Origin of the sequence: uncultured Serinicoccus sp. (assembly GCF_947500995.1) — a bacterium.
Taxonomy (GTDB): Bacteria; Actinomycetota; Actinomycetes; order Actinomycetales; family Dermatophilaceae; genus Ornithinicoccus.
Genome location: NZ_CANMUA010000001.1, coordinates 57,301 through 73,045 on the forward strand (window position 1 = coordinate 57,301; position 15,745 = coordinate 73,045).

General features: G+C 73.1%; 12 protein-coding genes. 6 read left to right on the forward strand and 6 right to left on the reverse strand.

Features of this window, described 5'->3' with window-relative positions:
- Window positions 1-82: 82 nt before the first annotated feature.
- The 3 genes from hrpA to Q0967_RS00235 form a co-directional block, all read right to left on the reverse strand.
- The gene (hrpA, locus tag Q0967_RS00225; RefSeq protein WP_298748057.1) at window positions 83-4,228 is read right to left on the reverse strand and encodes an ATP-dependent RNA helicase HrpA; all 4,146 of its coding nucleotides are present in this window, start codon (window positions 4,226-4,228) and stop codon (window positions 83-85) included.
- 74 nt (window positions 4,229-4,302) lie between these two features.
- Window positions 4,303-4,737: a hypothetical protein gene (locus tag Q0967_RS00230; RefSeq protein ID WP_298748054.1), complete on the reverse strand. Its 435-nt coding sequence runs from the start codon at window positions 4,735-4,737 to the stop codon at window positions 4,303-4,305.
- An 85-nt stretch (window positions 4,738-4,822) separates the two neighbouring features.
- Window positions 4,823-6,070, reverse strand: a complete 1,248-nt coding sequence (locus tag Q0967_RS00235) for a DUF445 domain-containing protein (protein WP_299448776.1) — start codon at window positions 6,068-6,070, stop codon at window positions 4,823-4,825.
- Window positions 6,071-6,285: 215 nt separating this feature from the next.
- On the opposite strand from Q0967_RS00235, the gene Q0967_RS00240 reads away from it, so the two are divergent.
- Window positions 6,286-8,013, forward strand: a complete 1,728-nt coding sequence (locus tag Q0967_RS00240; RefSeq protein WP_298748048.1) for an aminotransferase class V-fold PLP-dependent enzyme — start codon at window positions 6,286-6,288, stop codon at window positions 8,011-8,013.
- Between the two features lie 262 nt (window positions 8,014-8,275).
- Here Q0967_RS00240 and Q0967_RS00245 read toward each other — a convergent pair whose 3' ends face one another.
- The 3 genes from Q0967_RS00245 to Q0967_RS00255 are packed head-to-tail and all read right to left on the reverse strand — an operon-like array spanning window position 8,276 to window position 10,477.
- Window positions 8,276-8,905: a DsrE/DsrF/DrsH-like family protein gene (locus Q0967_RS00245; protein ID WP_298748045.1), complete on the reverse strand. Its 630-nt coding sequence runs from the start codon at window positions 8,903-8,905 to the stop codon at window positions 8,276-8,278.
- A gap of 13 nt (window positions 8,906-8,918) precedes the next feature.
- Window positions 8,919-9,233, reverse strand: a complete 315-nt coding sequence (locus tag Q0967_RS00250) for a TusE/DsrC/DsvC family sulfur relay protein (protein WP_298748042.1) — start codon at window positions 9,231-9,233, stop codon at window positions 8,919-8,921.
- A 5-nt stretch (window positions 9,234-9,238) separates the two neighbouring features.
- Complete coding sequence (locus Q0967_RS00255; protein WP_298748039.1) at window positions 9,239-10,477, reverse strand: NAD(P)/FAD-dependent oxidoreductase; 1,239 nt, start codon at window positions 10,475-10,477, stop codon at window positions 9,239-9,241.
- A gap of 94 nt (window positions 10,478-10,571) precedes the next feature.
- On the opposite strand from Q0967_RS00255, the gene Q0967_RS00260 reads away from it, so the two are divergent.
- The 5 genes from Q0967_RS00260 to Q0967_RS00280 all read left to right on the forward strand — a co-directional run bounded on the left by Q0967_RS00260 (window position 10,572) and on the right by Q0967_RS00280 (window position 15,729).
- Window positions 10,572-10,871 (forward strand): DUF1905 domain-containing protein, encoded by a 300-nt coding sequence (locus Q0967_RS00260; RefSeq protein WP_298748036.1) that lies wholly within the window; start codon window positions 10,572-10,574, stop codon window positions 10,869-10,871.
- 119 nt (window positions 10,872-10,990) lie between these two features.
- Window positions 10,991-12,244, forward strand: a complete 1,254-nt coding sequence (locus Q0967_RS00265; RefSeq protein ID WP_298748034.1) for a toxic anion resistance protein — start codon at window positions 10,991-10,993, stop codon at window positions 12,242-12,244.
- 1 nt (window position 12,245) lies between these two features.
- Window positions 12,246-12,869, forward strand: coding sequence for a hypothetical protein (locus Q0967_RS00270; protein ID WP_298748031.1), 624 nt, complete (start codon window positions 12,246-12,248; stop codon window positions 12,867-12,869).
- Entirely contained in the window at window positions 12,866-14,512 is a 1,647-nt protein-coding gene (locus Q0967_RS00275; RefSeq protein WP_298748027.1) for an AAA family ATPase, read from the forward strand. Before Q0967_RS00270 ends, Q0967_RS00275 begins: the two co-directional genes overlap by 4 nt.
- The gene (locus Q0967_RS00280) at window positions 14,509-15,729 is read left to right on the forward strand and encodes a hypothetical protein (RefSeq protein ID WP_298748024.1); all 1,221 of its coding nucleotides are present in this window, start codon (window positions 14,509-14,511) and stop codon (window positions 15,727-15,729) included. The genes Q0967_RS00275 and Q0967_RS00280 overlap by 4 nt, the downstream gene beginning before the upstream one ends.
- Window positions 15,730-15,745 lie beyond the last annotated feature (16 nt).

Sequence of the window (15,745 nt, forward strand, 5' to 3'; positions counted from 1 at the left end):
CCCGGTGCAGGACAGGGCAACCATTCGCGACGCCCGGTGCAGGACAGGGCAACCATGCGCGACGCCCGGTGGGAGAGTCAGGTCAACTCGCCGCCTCGGCACGGTCCATCGCGGCGTAGATCCGCTTGGCCGACACCGGGGCGGGCGTGCCGAGCCGCTGGGCGAAGAGGGAGACCCGCAGCTCCTGGACGGACCAGACGACCTCCAGGACGTCGGGGTCCTGCCGGCGGTGCGGCGGCAGCGCCTCGAGGAAGTCCGCGAGGTCGCGCTCGACGACGTGCACCTCCTCCATGCGGCGGCGATCGCGGGGCAGGTCCTGGACCCCCTTGTCCAGCCGCTCGGCCATCGCCCGCAGCCACACGACCATCCGCGGCAGCCGGGCATGCCCCACCTCCGTCACGAAGCCGGGCCGCACCAGGGCGTCGAGCTGGCGGCGCAGGTCGGTCGCGAGGTCGGCGGCGGCCGGGGCGTCCAACCGCTGCAGCCGCAGCGACACCTCGCGCGCGGTGTCGAGGATCGGCACGAGCGACTCCACGATCTCCAGCACCCGCGGCACGCTCTGCTGACGCACCCCGGCGAGCGCGGCCTCGAACTGGGCGGGGTCGCGGACGGTCGCCCCCGGCTGCTGCGCCACCACCGAGTCCACGGCCGCGGCCAGGGCGTCCTCGAGCAGCGCCGGCACCGAGCCGTGCGGGTTGTGCCCCAGCGAGAGCTTCTGCTGGTTGGACAGCAGCGACAGCAGCCGTTTCCACGGCGGCGTCGTGCCGAGCAGCAGCAGGCGGCGCACCCCCCGCAGCGTCTCCCGGTCGGCCTCCGAGCGGGTCGCGAGCACCCGGACGTCCACGGCCTGCCCGGTGTCCACCAGCGCCGGGAAGCCCTGCACGGTCCGCGGACCCACCGAGCGGCTGAAGTCCTCCGGCAGCGGGTCGAGGTCGGCCGGCCAGGTCGTGAGGCCGGTGCGCTCGACGCCCGAGGCCGCGGCGGCCATCGTGCTGCGCACCTGCCCGGCGAGCCGCTCCTGCAGGTCCGCGAGGTCCTTGCCCTCCCCCAGCACCTCGACCCGGCCACGGCCCCGTCTGCCCCTGCCGCCGCGCGCGCCCTTCCCCGCGCCACCCTGGGGACCCGCGCCGTCCCCCGGACGCACGGCGCGCTCCACCCGGAAGGTCATCCGCAGGTGGTCGGGCACGCGGTCCCAGTCCATGTCCTGGGGCGAGACCCGCACCAGCCCGCGCCGGGTCAGCTCCTCGGCCAGCGCCTCACGGACCGGGACGACCCCGACCGAGCCGGCCTCGCGCATACCCCGCAGCGCGGCCCGCGCGTGGTCCGGTGCGGGGACGAAGTTGCGGCGCACGTCCTTGGGCAGCGCCTTGACCAGCGCCGTCACCAGCTCCTCGTGCATGCCGGGGACCAGCCAGTCGAAACCCTCCTCGGTGACCTGGTTGAGCACCTCGACCGGCACGTGGGTGGTGACGCCGTCGGCGTTCGCGCCGGGCTCGAACTGGTAGGTCAGGCCCAGGGTGAGCTCGCCCTGGCGCCACCCGGTCGGGAAGTCCTGCGCGCTGACCTGCCCGCCGGCGTCCCCGACGAGCAGCTCCTCGGTGAAGGTGAGCAGACCGGGATCCTGCGTCCGGGCGGTCTTCCACCAGGTGTCAAAGTGGGCGCCGGACACGACCTCGGCCGGGATCCGCGCGTCGTAGAACTCGACCAGCGTCTCGTCGTCGACGAGGATGTCGCGCCGCCGGGCCCGCGCCTCGAGCTGCCCCAGCTCCTTGACCAGCCGCCGGTTGGCGTGGAAGAACTCGTGCCGCGTCTCCCAGTCCTCCTCGACGAGGCCCTGGCGGATGAAGAGGTCGCGGGCGGTCTCGGGGTCGATCCGGCCGAGCGGCACGGTGCGCCCCGCCACGAGCGGTATGCCGTAGAGCGTCACCCGCTCGTCGGCGACCGCCGACCCCGCCGAGCGCGACCAGCGCGGCTCGCTGTAGGACCGCTTCACCAGGTGCGCCGCGGCCCGTTCGACCCAGGCCGGGTCGACGACCGCGTTGGTGCGGGCCCACAGCCGCGTCGTCTCCACCAGCTCGGCGCTCATCACCCAGTCCGGGTTGCGGCGGTGCAGGACCGAGCCGGGCTGGAGCACGAAGCGGGCGTTGCGGGCCCCCAGGTAGGCCCGGGCCTCCCGCTCCCACATGCCCACGTTGGACAGCAGCCCGGTGAGCAGCGAGGTGTGCACCTGGTCGGCGTTCGCCGGGTGCTGGTTGACCTCCAGCCCCAGCTGCTTGGCGGCCCGCTTGAGCTGGGTGTGCAGGTCCTGCCACTCGCGCACCCGCAGGTAGTGGAGGAACTCGGCCTTGCACAACCGCCGGAACGCGCTGCCGGAGAGGTCCTTCTGCTGCTGCTGCAGGTAGCGCCACAGGTGGAGGACGACGAGGAAGTCGCTGTCGACGACGTCCTTGGCCGACGCCTCCCCCTCCTGCCGCTGACCGCCGCGGCTGGCCGGGCCGGTGGCCCCACCGACCCGCCGGAACCGCGCGTGCGCCTGGTCGGCCTGCTGCTGGTGGTCGGCGGGCCGCTCGCGCACGTCCTGGATGGACAGCGCCGACACGATGACGAGCACCTCCTTGAGGGAGCCCTGCCGCTCGGCCTCGATGAGCATGCGGGCCAGGCGCGGGTCGACCGGCAGCCGCACGATCGCCCGGCCGTAGGCCGTGAGCCGCTTCCGGGGCAGGTGCGCGGGGGCGGTCGGGTCGATGGCCTGGAGCTCGGTGAGCAGGCGCACGCCGTCGGCGACCTGGCGGGAGTCCGGCGGCTCGAGGAAGCCGAACCTCTCGATGTCGCCCAGCCCCAGGTTGGTCATCTGCAGGATGACGCTGGCGAGGTTGGTGCGCAGGATCTCCGGGTCGGTGAACTCCGGGCGGGCCGCGAAGTCGTCCTCGCCGTAGAGCCGGATGGCGATGCCGTCCGCGAGCCGGCCGCACCGGCCGGCCCGCTGGTTGGCCGAGGCCTGGCTGATCGGCTCGATGGGCAGCCGCTGGACCTTGAGCCGCTGGCTGTAGCGGCTGATGCGCGCGGTGCCGGTGTCCACGACATACCGGATGCCCGGGACGGTCAGCGAGGTCTCGGCGACGTTGGTCGACACGACGATGCGCCGCCCGGCGTGCCGGGAGAACACCCGGTGCTGCTCGGCGGCGGAGAGGCGGCCGTAGAGCGGCAGCACCTCGGTGCCGGGCAGGTCCAGCCCCGTGAGCGCGTCGCAGACGTCGCGGATCTCGCGCTCCCCGGAGCAGAAGACGAGGACGTCCTCACCCAGCCCGTCGCGCCCGGTGGCCTCGGTCCACAGCTCCTCGACGGCCTCGACCACGCCGGTGACCTGGTCGACCTCGACCTCGGTCGCCGACCCGTCCTTGCGGGGCGGACCCTCGCGGACCAGGGGTCGGTAGCGCACCTCCACCGGGTAGGTGCGTCCGGAGACCTCGATGACCGGGGCCGGCTCCCCCTGCGCGTCGGAGAAGAACGCGGCGAAGCGCTGCACGTCGATGGTCGCGGAGGTGATGACGACCTTGAGGTCGGGGCGGCGCGGCAGCAGCTGCTTGAGGTAGCCCAGGATGAAGTCGATGTTGAGGCTGCGCTCGTGCGCCTCGTCGATGATGATCGTGTCGTACCGCCGCAGGTCACGGTCCCGCTGCAGCTCGGACAGCAGGATGCCGTCGGTCATGACCTTGACGAGCGTGTCGTCGCGGGAGACGTCGGTGAAGCGGACCTGGTAGCCGACCACGGTGCCGAGATCGACCCCGAGCTCCTCGCTCACCCGCTCGGCGACCGAGCGGGCGGCGATCCGCCGGGGCTGGGTGTGCCCGATCATCCCTTCGACACCGCGCCCCAGCTCGAGGCAGATCTTGGGCAGCTGGGTGGTCTTGCCCGAGCCGGTCTCGCCGGCGACGATGACGACCTGGTGGTCGCGGACCGCCGCCAGCAGGTCCTCCCGGCGCTCGCTGACGGGCAGCTCGGGCGGGTAGTGCAGCGCCGTGGGGGCCGGCGCGGCGGCCCGACGTGCCTCGACGCCGGCGGGGGACCGGGTATGCCTGGCCTCACGTCCGTCGCGGGTGTCGCCCTGGCGACGGCGCCCCGAGGCGTTCCCGCCCCGCCCCCGACGCCGTCTGCCGGGGCCCCCGGACCGCCCGTCCTCGGCGGGACCGGACCGGTCGGGTCGCGGACGTCGGTCGGGCTCGGGCACGTCTCCCACTGTAACCAGCGGGCACCAGGCGTTTCGTCGGTGCGTGCCGGTCCGGCGGCGGCCGGCCCGCGGGTTCAGGCGGCTCCGGTCCGAGGGCTCAGGCCCAGCGCCACGGGCAGCTGGGTCACCCCGGTGCGGGTGGCGAGATAGGTCCCCCACAGGGTGAGACCCGCCCTCGCGCAGGCGTCCAGCGCGTGCTGGTGCAGCCGTCGGTCGGCGTCACCGACCAGTCCCCGCGCACGGGCGATCGCGAGCACGAACCCCGGGGTGTCGGGCAGGTCGGTGATGATCTCGACCATCCGGTCCAGGACCCGCACGGGGTCCTCGCCGTGCAGGTCCCCCACCACCACGGGTTGGGCCAGGGTGCCGCCGGGGCGGCACAGCAGGAAGCCGATCGCACCGGCGCCGCGGTCGGCGTCGCTGACGACCAGGTCGACGACGTCGGCGGTCAGCACCGGGTCGTCCAGGACCCGGGCGGGCCAGTCGCGGGGAAGGTCCTCGAAGCTCATGCCTCAGAGCCTGCCGCGGACCGGCGTCCCCGCGCAGAAGTTGTCCACAGGCCCTGCCCCGAGCCGCCCTCGGCCCGGCGTCGTCTCAGAGCAGCTGGGAGAGCGCGTGGATCGTCACGCCCACGAGCGCGCCGACGACCGTGCCGTTGAGCCGGATGAACTGCAGGTCCCGGCCGACGTGCAGCTCGATCTTGTCCGAGGCCTCCCGGGCGTCCCAGCGGCGGATCGTCCCCGAGATGACCGACGTGATCTCCGGGCCGTAGCGCTGGACGAGGTCCACGACGGTGTCGGCGGTCCAGGCGTCGAGCCGGGCCTGCAGCCGCTCGTCCTCGACCAGCTGCCGCCCGAGCGACTCCAGGGCGGAGGACATCCGCGAGCGCAGCGCGCTGGCGGGGTCCTCCAGCGCGACCAGGACCGAGCTGAGCAGCGTCTCGCCGAGCGCGACGCCGGTGGCGCTCACCTGCGGGTGCTCCAGCACGCGGTCCTTGAGCGACTCGAAGCGCTCCTGGGTGCGCGGGTCCTGCTGCAGGTCGCGGCCGAGGTCGGCCAGGTAGGCGTCCAGCGCGTGCCGCACGGTGTGCTGAGGGTCGTCCTTGACGTCCTTGGCCCAGCGCAGGACCTCGGTGTAGACGCGTCGGGTGACCTGGTCGTTGACCCAGGTCGGTGCCCAGGTGGGCGCACGCGAGCGCACGATCGACTCGACCTGGTCCTGGTGCAGGGCCAACCAGGCGTGCAGCTCACGGGCGAGCAGGTCGACCAGGCCCCGGTGCGAGCCGTCCTCCACGACCCGCTCCAGCAGGTGGCCGGCCACCGGGGACAGCGGCTCGCGTCGGACGCGCGGCAGGATGACGTCGTCGACGAGGATCCGGATCTCCTCCTCGTCCACCCGCTCGACGGCACGGATGAGGAAGGGCACCGCCTCGGTGACGACCCGCTCCGCGTGCTCGGGCTCGCGCACCCACTCCCCCAGCCGCCGCACGACCTGCGCGTCGAGGATCTTCTCGCGCAGCACCGGCGCGGTGAGGAAGTTGTCGCTGACGAACTGCTCGAGGCTGTCGCCCAGGTCGTCCTTGCGGCGGCGCACCAGCGCGGTGTGCGGGATCGGCAGCCCCAGCGGGTGGCGGAAGAGCGCCACCACGGCGAACCAGTCGGCGATCGCCCCGATCATGCCCGCCTCGGCGCCGGCGTTGACGTAGGCCCACACGCCGGTCCGGTCGTGGGTGAGGACGTAGATCACCGCCATGAGCACGAGCAGGCCGGTCGCCACCATCCGCATCTGCCGCAGCCCGGCGCGGCGCGTGGCGTCGTCGAGGCGTGTGCCGGTGCTCTCCACGCGTCCTCCTGCTCCCTCACGCGGTGGTCGCCCGTCCGGCCGACCTGCTGACGGTCCAGCCTAAGCCGTCGGGCCACGACCGTTCCGGCAGCAACGGGGCAGACGGCCTCGGCGACGTCCTTCGGGGCCCTGACCTGCAGGCATACCGCGTCGTTATGCCTCGCTCGCCTCCAGGCGCGTTGTGCGGACCGGGGTGGTTCGGCACCCTGGGCGCCATGACCACGCAGAGCCCGGCGCCACCGACCACGCCGGTGGGCCCCGGTGACCACCCGCTGCTGCGCCGGATCCGGGAGTCGGTCATCGGCGAGGACCACGTCATGAGCACGCCCTACGGCCGGCGCCGCGTCACCTACGCCGACTACACCGCCTCGGGCCGTGCCCTCACCTTCATCGAGGACGCCATCCGCGACGTCGTCCTGCCCGGCTATGCCAACACGCACACCGAGTCCAGCGGCACCGGGCTGCAGACCACGAGGTTGCGCGAGGACGCCCGGGCCGCGATCCGCTCAGCGGTCGGCGGTGACGAGGACACCGTGGTGCTCTTCACCGGCTCGGGGTGCACCGGCGCCATCGCCAAGATCATCGGGGTCCTCGGGCTGCGCATCCCCTCCGTCCTCGAGGACGCCCACCACCTGAGCGCGCACATCCCCGCCGAGAGCCGCCCGGTCGTCCTCATCGGGCCGTTCGAGCACCACAGCAACGAGATCCCGTGGCGCGAGAGCATCGCCGACGTCGTGCAGGTGGCGATGGACGCCGACGGACACATCGACACCGGCGACCTGCGGGCGACCCTGCAGCGGTATGCCGACCGGCCCCTCGTCATCGGCTCCTTCTCGGCCGCGTCGAACGTGACCGGCATCATCACCGACACCCACGCGGTCACCGAGGTGCTGCACGAGCACGGTGCGCTGGCGTTCTGGGACTTCGCCGCCGCCGGGCCCTACGTCGACATCGAGATGACCGCACCCGCCGGCCGTCCGCAGGCCTACAAGGACGCGGTCTTCCTCTCCCCGCACAAGTTCATCGGCGGCCCGTCGACCCCCGGCGTGCTGGCCGCCCGCCGCGAGCTCTTCGCCAACCGGGTGCCGGACGTGCCGGGCGGCGGCACGGTCGCCTACGTCAACCCGGCCGAGCACTCCTACCTCGCCGACCCCGAGCACCGGGAGGAGGGCGGCACACCGGCCATCGTCGAGGCGATCCGGGCCGGTCTGGTCTTCCGACTCAAGGAGGCGGTCGGCGTCGACACCATCCGGGCGCGCGAGGACGAGTTCCTCGGCCGGGCGGTGCGCGCGTGGTCGGCCGAGCCCGACCTCCAGCTGCTCGGAAACCTTGACGCCGAGCGGCTCTCGATCCTGTCCTTCGTGGTGCGCGGCCGGTCCCAGCCCTACCTCCACCACAACTTCCTCGTCGCCCTGCTCAACGACCTCTTCGGGATCCAGGCGCGCGGCGGCTGCTCCTGCGCCGGGCCCTACGGGCATACCCTCCTGGGCATCGACACCGACCGCTCGCACGCCTTCCAGGAGCGGATCACCCGGGGCTGCGAGGGGATCAAGCCGGGCTGGGTGCGGGTCAACTTCAACTACTTCATCTCCGGCACCGCGGCGGACTACGTCATCGAGGCGGTGCGCCTGGTCGCCCGCGACGGCTGGCGCCTGCTCGGCGACTACCGCTTCGACGTCATGACCGGTCTGTGGCGGCACCGCGCGGGGGTCGTCGAGCCGCCGGTGCGGCTCGCCGACATCACCTTCGGGTCCGACGGCGCGGTCACCCTGCCCGCGCCCGGGCCGACCGGTGGCGAGGAGCTGCTCGCCGAGCACCTGGAGGACGCGCGTCGCCTCCTCGCCGACGCCACCGGGGAGCCGCTGCCCGAGGCCACCGACGAGCAGGCCGGGGCCTCCGACGAGCTCCGGTGGTTCGACCTGCCGGAGGTATGCCTGCGCTGACCTCCCGGCCGCCCCCGGGCGCCCAGCGCGCCGGACTCGGAGCCGCCAGGGTCACATCAACCCCACGAGCACCGACGTGCCGAGATCTTGCGATCTGCCGGGGATATACCCCCGGCAGATCGCATCGTCCCCGCACGACGGTGAGGGCGTGGCCCATGGGGCGGATGTGCACCACTCGGCGGACGCCCGGCGGCCACCCAGCGACCACCCTGGCCCGGCCGCCCGCCGCCCGCCGCCCGCCGGCCGAACGGGCCCTCAGGCCTCAGACGAAGACGATCTGCGCGCCCTGGGCGATCTCGATGAAGTCGCCGGCGCTGATGACCCCCTCGACACCGGGGTGCAGGTCGGCCTCGAGCATCTTGGCCATGTCGAAGCTGAGCCGGCAGGCGTACAGGTGCGCGCCGGACGCCTGCAGGAGGTCGAGGAACTCGGGCACCGTGGGGATGTCCTGCTCGGCCATCTGCCGCTTGAGCATGCGGGTGGCCATGCCGGTCATCCCCGGCAGGTTGCCGAGCGCCTGCGGCACGGAGGCGTGCTCGAGCCCGGGTCGGAGGCGGCCCAGGTCGTCGAGGTGCATGGCGGTGTTGCCGGCCATGGTGAAGCGCAGCTTGTCGTTGGTCTTTGTGTTGACGATGTCCAGGCCCCAGAAGGTGAAGAAGAGGTGGACCTCCACCCCCTCACCGAGGGCGGCGTTGCCCATGATGAGCGCGGGGTAGGCCATGTCGAGGTTGCCCTTGGAGCAGATGAAGGCCATCTTGCGCGGGCCGTCGTAGCTCGTCGTGGTGGTCACCGCGGAGGACTCGCCGGTCTGCACCGTCCGGGTCGTGCGGGGTGCGTCGCCGAAGTCGGGGAGGATGAAGCCCTCCGGCAGGGTGCTGGTGGTCGTGGTCACGGGGATCGCCTCTCTAGACGCAGCCGACGGGTTTGCGGAGACCGGCCAGCCAGGCCATCTTCTTGGCCGGCTTGCCGGGGTAGAGCCCGAAGAGAGCCTTGATGTCGAAGCCACCGACGGTCTGCATCCGTCGGAGCGTGGGGGTGACGCCGGTCCGGGCCGAGTCCTCGCGCATGAAGCGCAGCGGAGCCAGGTGCTCCTCGTCGAGCTCGATCCCGATGAGGGCCGCGAGCTCGGTCGCCAGCTCCTCGCTCCACTGGTCGCGGTCGGTGAGGAAGCCTTCCTCGTCGACGGCGAAGGAGCGTCCGTTCAGGGTGTTGGTGGGCATCGGGTTCAGTGCTCCTCCGCCGGCTTCTTGCCGGCCATCGACAGGTGGGCGGTGACGGGCAGCCGGTGGCCGGGCAGCAGCACCTTCCAGTAGAGCTGCTCGAAGGCGAGCTTGCCCAGGTGGTTGGCGCGCGATGGCGTGAGCAGCCGCATCGGTCCGGCGATCGGCACCGGGAAGGCGCCCTTGAGGGGTTGGGTGTCGTAGTTGAAGTCGAGCAGCAGCGCCTGCCCGCGTCCGGACTCGACGAAGCAGTTGGCGTGCCCGTCGAAGGAGTTCGGCAGCGGCCGACCCTCCACGGCGGCCAGGAAGTTGTCGACGAACAGCTCGGTGGCGAAGTGCGCCACCGACCCCGCCTTGGAGGTCGGGATGTCGCTCGCGTCACCGAGGACGAAGATCCGCTCGTGCTCCCGGCTGCGCAGCGTGTGCTTGTCCACCGGCACGAACCCGGCGTCGTCGCCGAGCCCGGAGTCGACGACGAACTGCTGACCGGTGTGCGGCGGCACGGTGACCAGCAGGTCGAAGGGCAGCTCACGGCCGTCGTAGGCGACCAGCCGTCGACGCTCGTCGTCGATCCGCTCCACGGCGAAGTCGGCGGCGAGACGGATGCTGCGGTCCTCGAGCAGACCCCCCAGCTCGGCGGAGGCCACCGGCTTGGTGAAGGCCCCGTCCAGCGGTGTCACATAGGTGATGTCGACCTGGTGCCGGATCCGGCGCCGGCGGTAGTGGTCCTCGGCCAGGAAGGCGAACTCCAGCGGCGCGACCGGGCACTTGATCGGCATCTCGCTCACGTGCACGAGCAACCGGCCGGAGTCGAAGCGGGCCAGCGCGGCTCTCAGCGCGGTGGCGCCCTCGTGGGTGTAGAACTCGTGCACCGCCTCGCGCCAGAGCGACCCGTCGGCCATCCCGGGCACGAGGTCCGGACGGGGCACGGCGCCGCTGGCGATGACCAGCCAGTCGTAGTCCAGCAGGTCACCGCTCTCGAGCTCGACCTGCCGCCGCCCGGGATGGACCAGGCGCACGGCCTCCTGGCGGAAGGTCGCCCGCCCGGGCAGGAAGTCGCGACGGTCCTTGACGACCCGGTCCGGGTCCATCCAGAACGGCACGAAGAGGTAGCCGGGCTGGTAGTGGTGGTCGACGTCCCGGTCGACCACGGTGATCGACCAGTCGTGGTCGAGGGCCTTGGCGAGGTGGTTGGCGGCCATGGTGCCCGCGGTGCCCGCCCCCAGGATCAGGAGCCTGTTCATGGCTTAATACTACGCCTTGTCGTATGTCGTGGCGCACCGCGGTCCGCCGCCGTCACGGACACCCTCCGTCCGCCGGGCGCACTAGCGTGGCCGCATGACCGAGGACCCGGACCTGGAGTTCACCGGTGAGGTGGTCGAGTGGCGGGGGCCGGCCCCCTTCCACTTCCTCGTCACCCCGCCGGAGGAGAGCGAGTGGCTCACCGAGGTGATGCGGGAGGTCACCTACGGCTGGGGGATGGTGCCGGTGAGCGGCCGGGTGGGCGGCACCGACTTCACCACGTCGCTGTGGCCGCGACAGGGAGCCTTCTGGGTACCGCTCAAGGACGCCGTGCGCCGCGCGGAGGGGATCGAGCTCGGCGACACGGTGACGGTGGGGCTGACCATCCGTACCTGAGGATGGTGGCCCCCGTGTGAAAAGGTGGAACCCGGGACACAATGGGGACGTCGCACGCGAGTGCGCGCAGGCCCCGGCGGGGGCGGGCGCCCCCGCACCAGGCACCTCGAGGAGAGACGATGACCGACCAGCCGCAGCCGCTCGCCGCGCCGGAGCCCCAGGCGGACCCCCTGGTGCTCACCGCCCCCTCGCCGTCCGAGCCGGTCGCCCAGACCGCGGCACCACGCATGGCGCCCCAGGTCGACCCGGAGGCGATGCCCGCCCTGGACGCCAAGGTGGAGGCATACCTCGCGGGACTCACCCAGACCGAGACCCGGTCGCCGGAGTTCGCGCAGCGCGCCGCGGACGTGCGGACCATGGGCGACGCCGACATCCGGGCCGCGGCCGAGACCTCGAACCGCCTGCTCAAGTCCCCCGTCCGGGCCATCCAGCAGGGCGGGGTGTCCAAGGAGTCGAAGGTCGCGCAGACCCTCACCGAGCTGCGGCACACCGTCGAGGACCTCGACCCGGCTCAGGCGACCGGGGTGAAGAAGTGGTTCGAGCGGCTGCCCTTCTCGGACCGGATGACCAAGTACTTCCAGAAGTACGAGTCCGCCGAGAAGCACCTCGACGCGATCCTGCACGCCCTGCGCAGCGGCCAGGACGAGCTGGCCAAGGACAACGCGGCGCTCAACATGGAGAAGCAGCAGCTGTGGGAGTCGATGGGCCGGCTCAACCAGTACGTCTACATCGCCGAGCAGCTGGACGCCAAGGTCGCGGCGACCATCGCCGAGCTGGACGCCAGCGACCCGGACCGCGCCAAGGCGATGCGCGAGGACGTGCTCTTCTACGTCCGGCAGAAGCACCAGGACCTGCTCACCCAGCTCGCGGTGTCCATCCAGAACTACCTGGCGATCGACATCGTCATGAAGAACAACATCGAGCTCATCAAGGGTGTGGACCGGGCCTCGACCACCACCGTGTCGGCGCTGCGCACCGCGGTCCTCGTGGCCCAGGCGCTCAACAACCAGAAGCTCGTGCTGGACCAGATCACGGCGCTCAACCAGACCACCTCGCAGATGATCCAGAGCACCAGCGAGCTGCTGCGGGACAACTCGGTGGCGATCCAGGAGCAGGCGGCCTCCTCCACGCTGGGGCTGGAGCAGCTGCAGGCGGCCTTCACCAACATCTACGCCACCATGGACGCGATCGACGAGTTCCGGGTCCAGGCCCTGGACGGCATGTCGCAGACCATCGGGGTGCTCGAGGGCGAGGTCGAGAAGTCCCGGACCTACCTCGACCGGGCGCGGCGCACCGACGGTCGGCTGGCCGGCGGGCAGCTGGACCTGGACGGGGGACGGCCGGGCGGGTCGCTGTCGTCGGGACCGCGCTGAGGTGGGCTTCTCCGACCTCCTGGACCGGATGCTGGGTCGCCCGGCGCCCGGTGACGACCGGCTGGAGCTGCCCGCTCCCCCGACCGCCCAGGACGTGCACGACGCCCTGGGGTCGACCGAGGAGCTGCTGGGCTCCAGCGCGCTGCCCTCGGTCGTGGTCGCCCGCGGCACCCGCGTCATCGACACCGTGCGCGACACCCTCCCGCGGCTGGAGAAGCTCAGCGGCAGCGACCTGGGCTACACCGTCGTCGCCACCGCGACCGACTACCTGCCGGAGGCCATCGGGGCCTACCAGCGCCTCCCCCGCCGGTATGCCGACACCCGCCCGGTCGACGGCGCCAAGACCTCTCTCATGGTCCTCGTCGACCAGCTCGACCTCCTGGGGCTGACGATGGACCGGGTCTTCGACGCGGTCTACCGCCAGGACGCGCAGGAGCTCGTCGCCCAGGGGCGGTTCATCGCCGAGAAGTTCGGCTCCTCGGGCGCCGGTGGGTCGTTGCGGCTCACCGAGGAGGAGCACCTGCCGGTGCCCGCGCCCGGCGGTCCGGCCGACGCGCCGGGGGGCGTGGTCGACCGGGCGGACGGGGTGAGCCCGCTGGCACCACCGCAGGGAGGGGAACGATGAGCGCGAGCACGGGCACGGTGCGGGACGCGGTCGACCTGCTCGCCCGGGTGGGCCGGGAGGCCGGGCTGGACGAGCGCGCGGCGCGCGCCGAGGGGCAGGTCATCGCCGCCGCGGTGCTGGAGCAGCCCGGACCGAGCAGCGCGCACACGCTGTGGGCCGGCGCGTTCGACCGGCCGGCGAGCGACTTCTTCGGCGCGGTGCCGCGGGGCCGCAGGTATGCCTCCATCCCCACGCCGCTGCTCTCGACGCTCGTGGCCGAGCGCAGCCCGCGCGCGCCGGGGTACGCCCAGGCGCTCGCCGACGTCGCCACGGCGGCCTGCGCCCTGCCGGGGGCGGGCCAGCTGAGCATCGGCAAGGCCACCTCGGTGGGGCGCACCCAGCTGGCGGCCGCCGGGGTGGCGCCGGCGCACGGGGCGGGGACCGCGACCGAGGGGCTCACCCCACCGGGTGCCGGACCGACGACCCCCGGCACCGGCGCGGGCGCGCTCGACCCGGGTCAGCTGCATACCTGGTCGAGCGAGCTGCTGCGGCGCGCGCAGGAGCAGTCCGCGCGCCTGGGCGAGCTCCTGGGCCAACCATCCGCGGCGCCCGGTCGTGACCACGGGCAACCATCTGCGACGCCCGGTGGGGAGGGTGGCCCGGCGGCAGGGGTCCCGGAGCCGGGGCTGGGAGGCGGACAGCTCGAGTCGCAGACCGAGACCGAGACCGAGGACGAGGACGGGTCCGAGACCGAGGGTGAGACCGAGGCCGAGCCGGAGCGCTCGGTCGAGGAGCTGCTCGCCGAGCTGGACGAGCTCATCGGGCTGGAGCGGGTCAAGGCCGAGATCCACCGGCAGGTCGCCGTGCTCAAGATGGACGCACGGCGGCAGGAGGCCGGGCTGAAGGTCGCCACGCTGACCCGGCACCTGGTCTTCGTGGGCAACCCGGGCACCGGGAAGACGACCGTGGCCCGCCTGGTCGGAGGGATCTACCGCGCGCTGGGCCTGCTCAGCAAGGGCCAGCTCGTCGAGGTGGACCGCAGCGAGCTGGTGGCCGGCTACCTCGGCCAGACCGCCGCCAAGACGGCCGAGGTGGTGGGCAGCGCCCACGGCGGGGTCATCTTCATCGACGAGGCCTACAGCCTGGGCGGGGACCAGTACGGCAAGGAGGCCATCGACACCCTCGTCAAGGAGATGGAGGACCACCGCGAGGACCTCGTGGTCATCGTCGCGGGCTATCCCGACCCGATGGCCGACTTCATCGCGACGAACCCGGGCCTGGAGAGCCGCTTCCGCACCATCATCGACTTCGCCGACTACACCGACGACGAGCTCTCCGCCATCCTGCAGCACCTCGCCGCGCAGATGGACTACGACCTCAGCGGGCGGGCGCTCACCCGGTTCACCGAGATCCTGGCGGCCACCCCGCGGGGCCCGAGCTTCGGCAACGGCCGGTTCGCCCGCAACCTGCTCGAGGCGGCCATCGGGCGGCACGCCTGGCGGCTGCGCGACGAGGAGGGCGCGTCGGTGGAGGACTTGCGCACGCTCCAGCAGGAGGACTTCGAGGACCGCGACGCCGTCGACCTCTCCGTCGCGGACGCGACACCGACCGACGACGGACCGACCGACGCCGGGCCGACCGACGACGGGCAGGACCCGGCGTGAGCACCCCGCAGGGCGGGTCTGCGGCCTCCGCCCGACCGGCCCTGACGACGACCCCCGCGGCCACCACATCGACGGCCGCCGCTGCGTCGGGGAGTCCGCAGACCCCGTCGCAGACCCAGCCCGGGACCGGTCAGCCCGCCGGGCGCGCCCTGACCGCGCGGCAGCAGCGGCGGCGGGACGAGACGTCCAGCACCCCCCGGCTCCTGCGGCTGGCCCGGGCCGGGGCGGCTGCGGCCGCGCTGCTCACCGGGGTGGTCGCCACCGGGACCTTCTCGACCGACGGGATCAATGCCACCCCCAACGTCGTCGCCGACCAGTGGGCGGCCGCCGAGCAGGCAAGGGTCGACATCCCCCGCGCCGACCTGCTCGCCGCCCAGCGGGTCACCGACCCGGACGGCGTGGACGAGCAGACGCTGGAGGCCTACGACGAGGTGCTGCGGGCGGCAGCCACCGACCTGAGCCGGATGGGCGACACCGCGGGGGTCGCCGCCGGCGGCTGGAACGCCTTCGTCACCGGGGTGGAGCGGGCGGCGGCGCAGGAGTCGACCGAGGTGTACGCCGAGGCCTCGCGGGTAGCGCAGGCCTCCGCCGCCGAGGCCGTGTCGGTCGCGGACGCCCGCGCCGACGACCTGCTCACCGGGTCACGCTCGGTGCTCACCACGGTGGTGGGCACCCTGGGCGTGGTCGTGCTCGTCGGGATCATGGTCTGGCTGGCACTGCGCACCCGGCGGATCGTCAACCTGCCGCTCGCGGGTGCCGCCCTCATCACCGCCGGCCTCACCTGGCTCTCGGTGAACCCCGGTGCCCTGCCGCTGGACTACGACCAGTACGTCCAGGACACCCGCGCGTCCACCACCGCGCTCCAGGAGGTCTACCAGGCCCGTACCGCCCAGGTCGCCGCGGCCGCCGGGGTGGACGTGGAGGCGCCGGAGCAGCAGGTGACCGAGGCCACCCAGGCGCTGGAGCGGCTCGACGACCCCGACCTGGAGCAGGCGTGGGCCGAGGTCGCCTCCGGGGAGGACCCGGCGGCGACTGCCGACGCCTACGCCCAGGTCGAGAGCGCCCTCGCCGGCCGGGTGACCGACGACCTGGCCCGGGTCGACCCCGGTGTCGGCGCTCCGGCGGCCCTCACCGCGGCCGGCGCGCTGCTCCTGGGCATCGTGGCGGCGGGTCTGGCCTGGACGGGCGTCACCCAGCGGCTGCGGGACTACCGGTGAGCGAGGACCGCAGGCG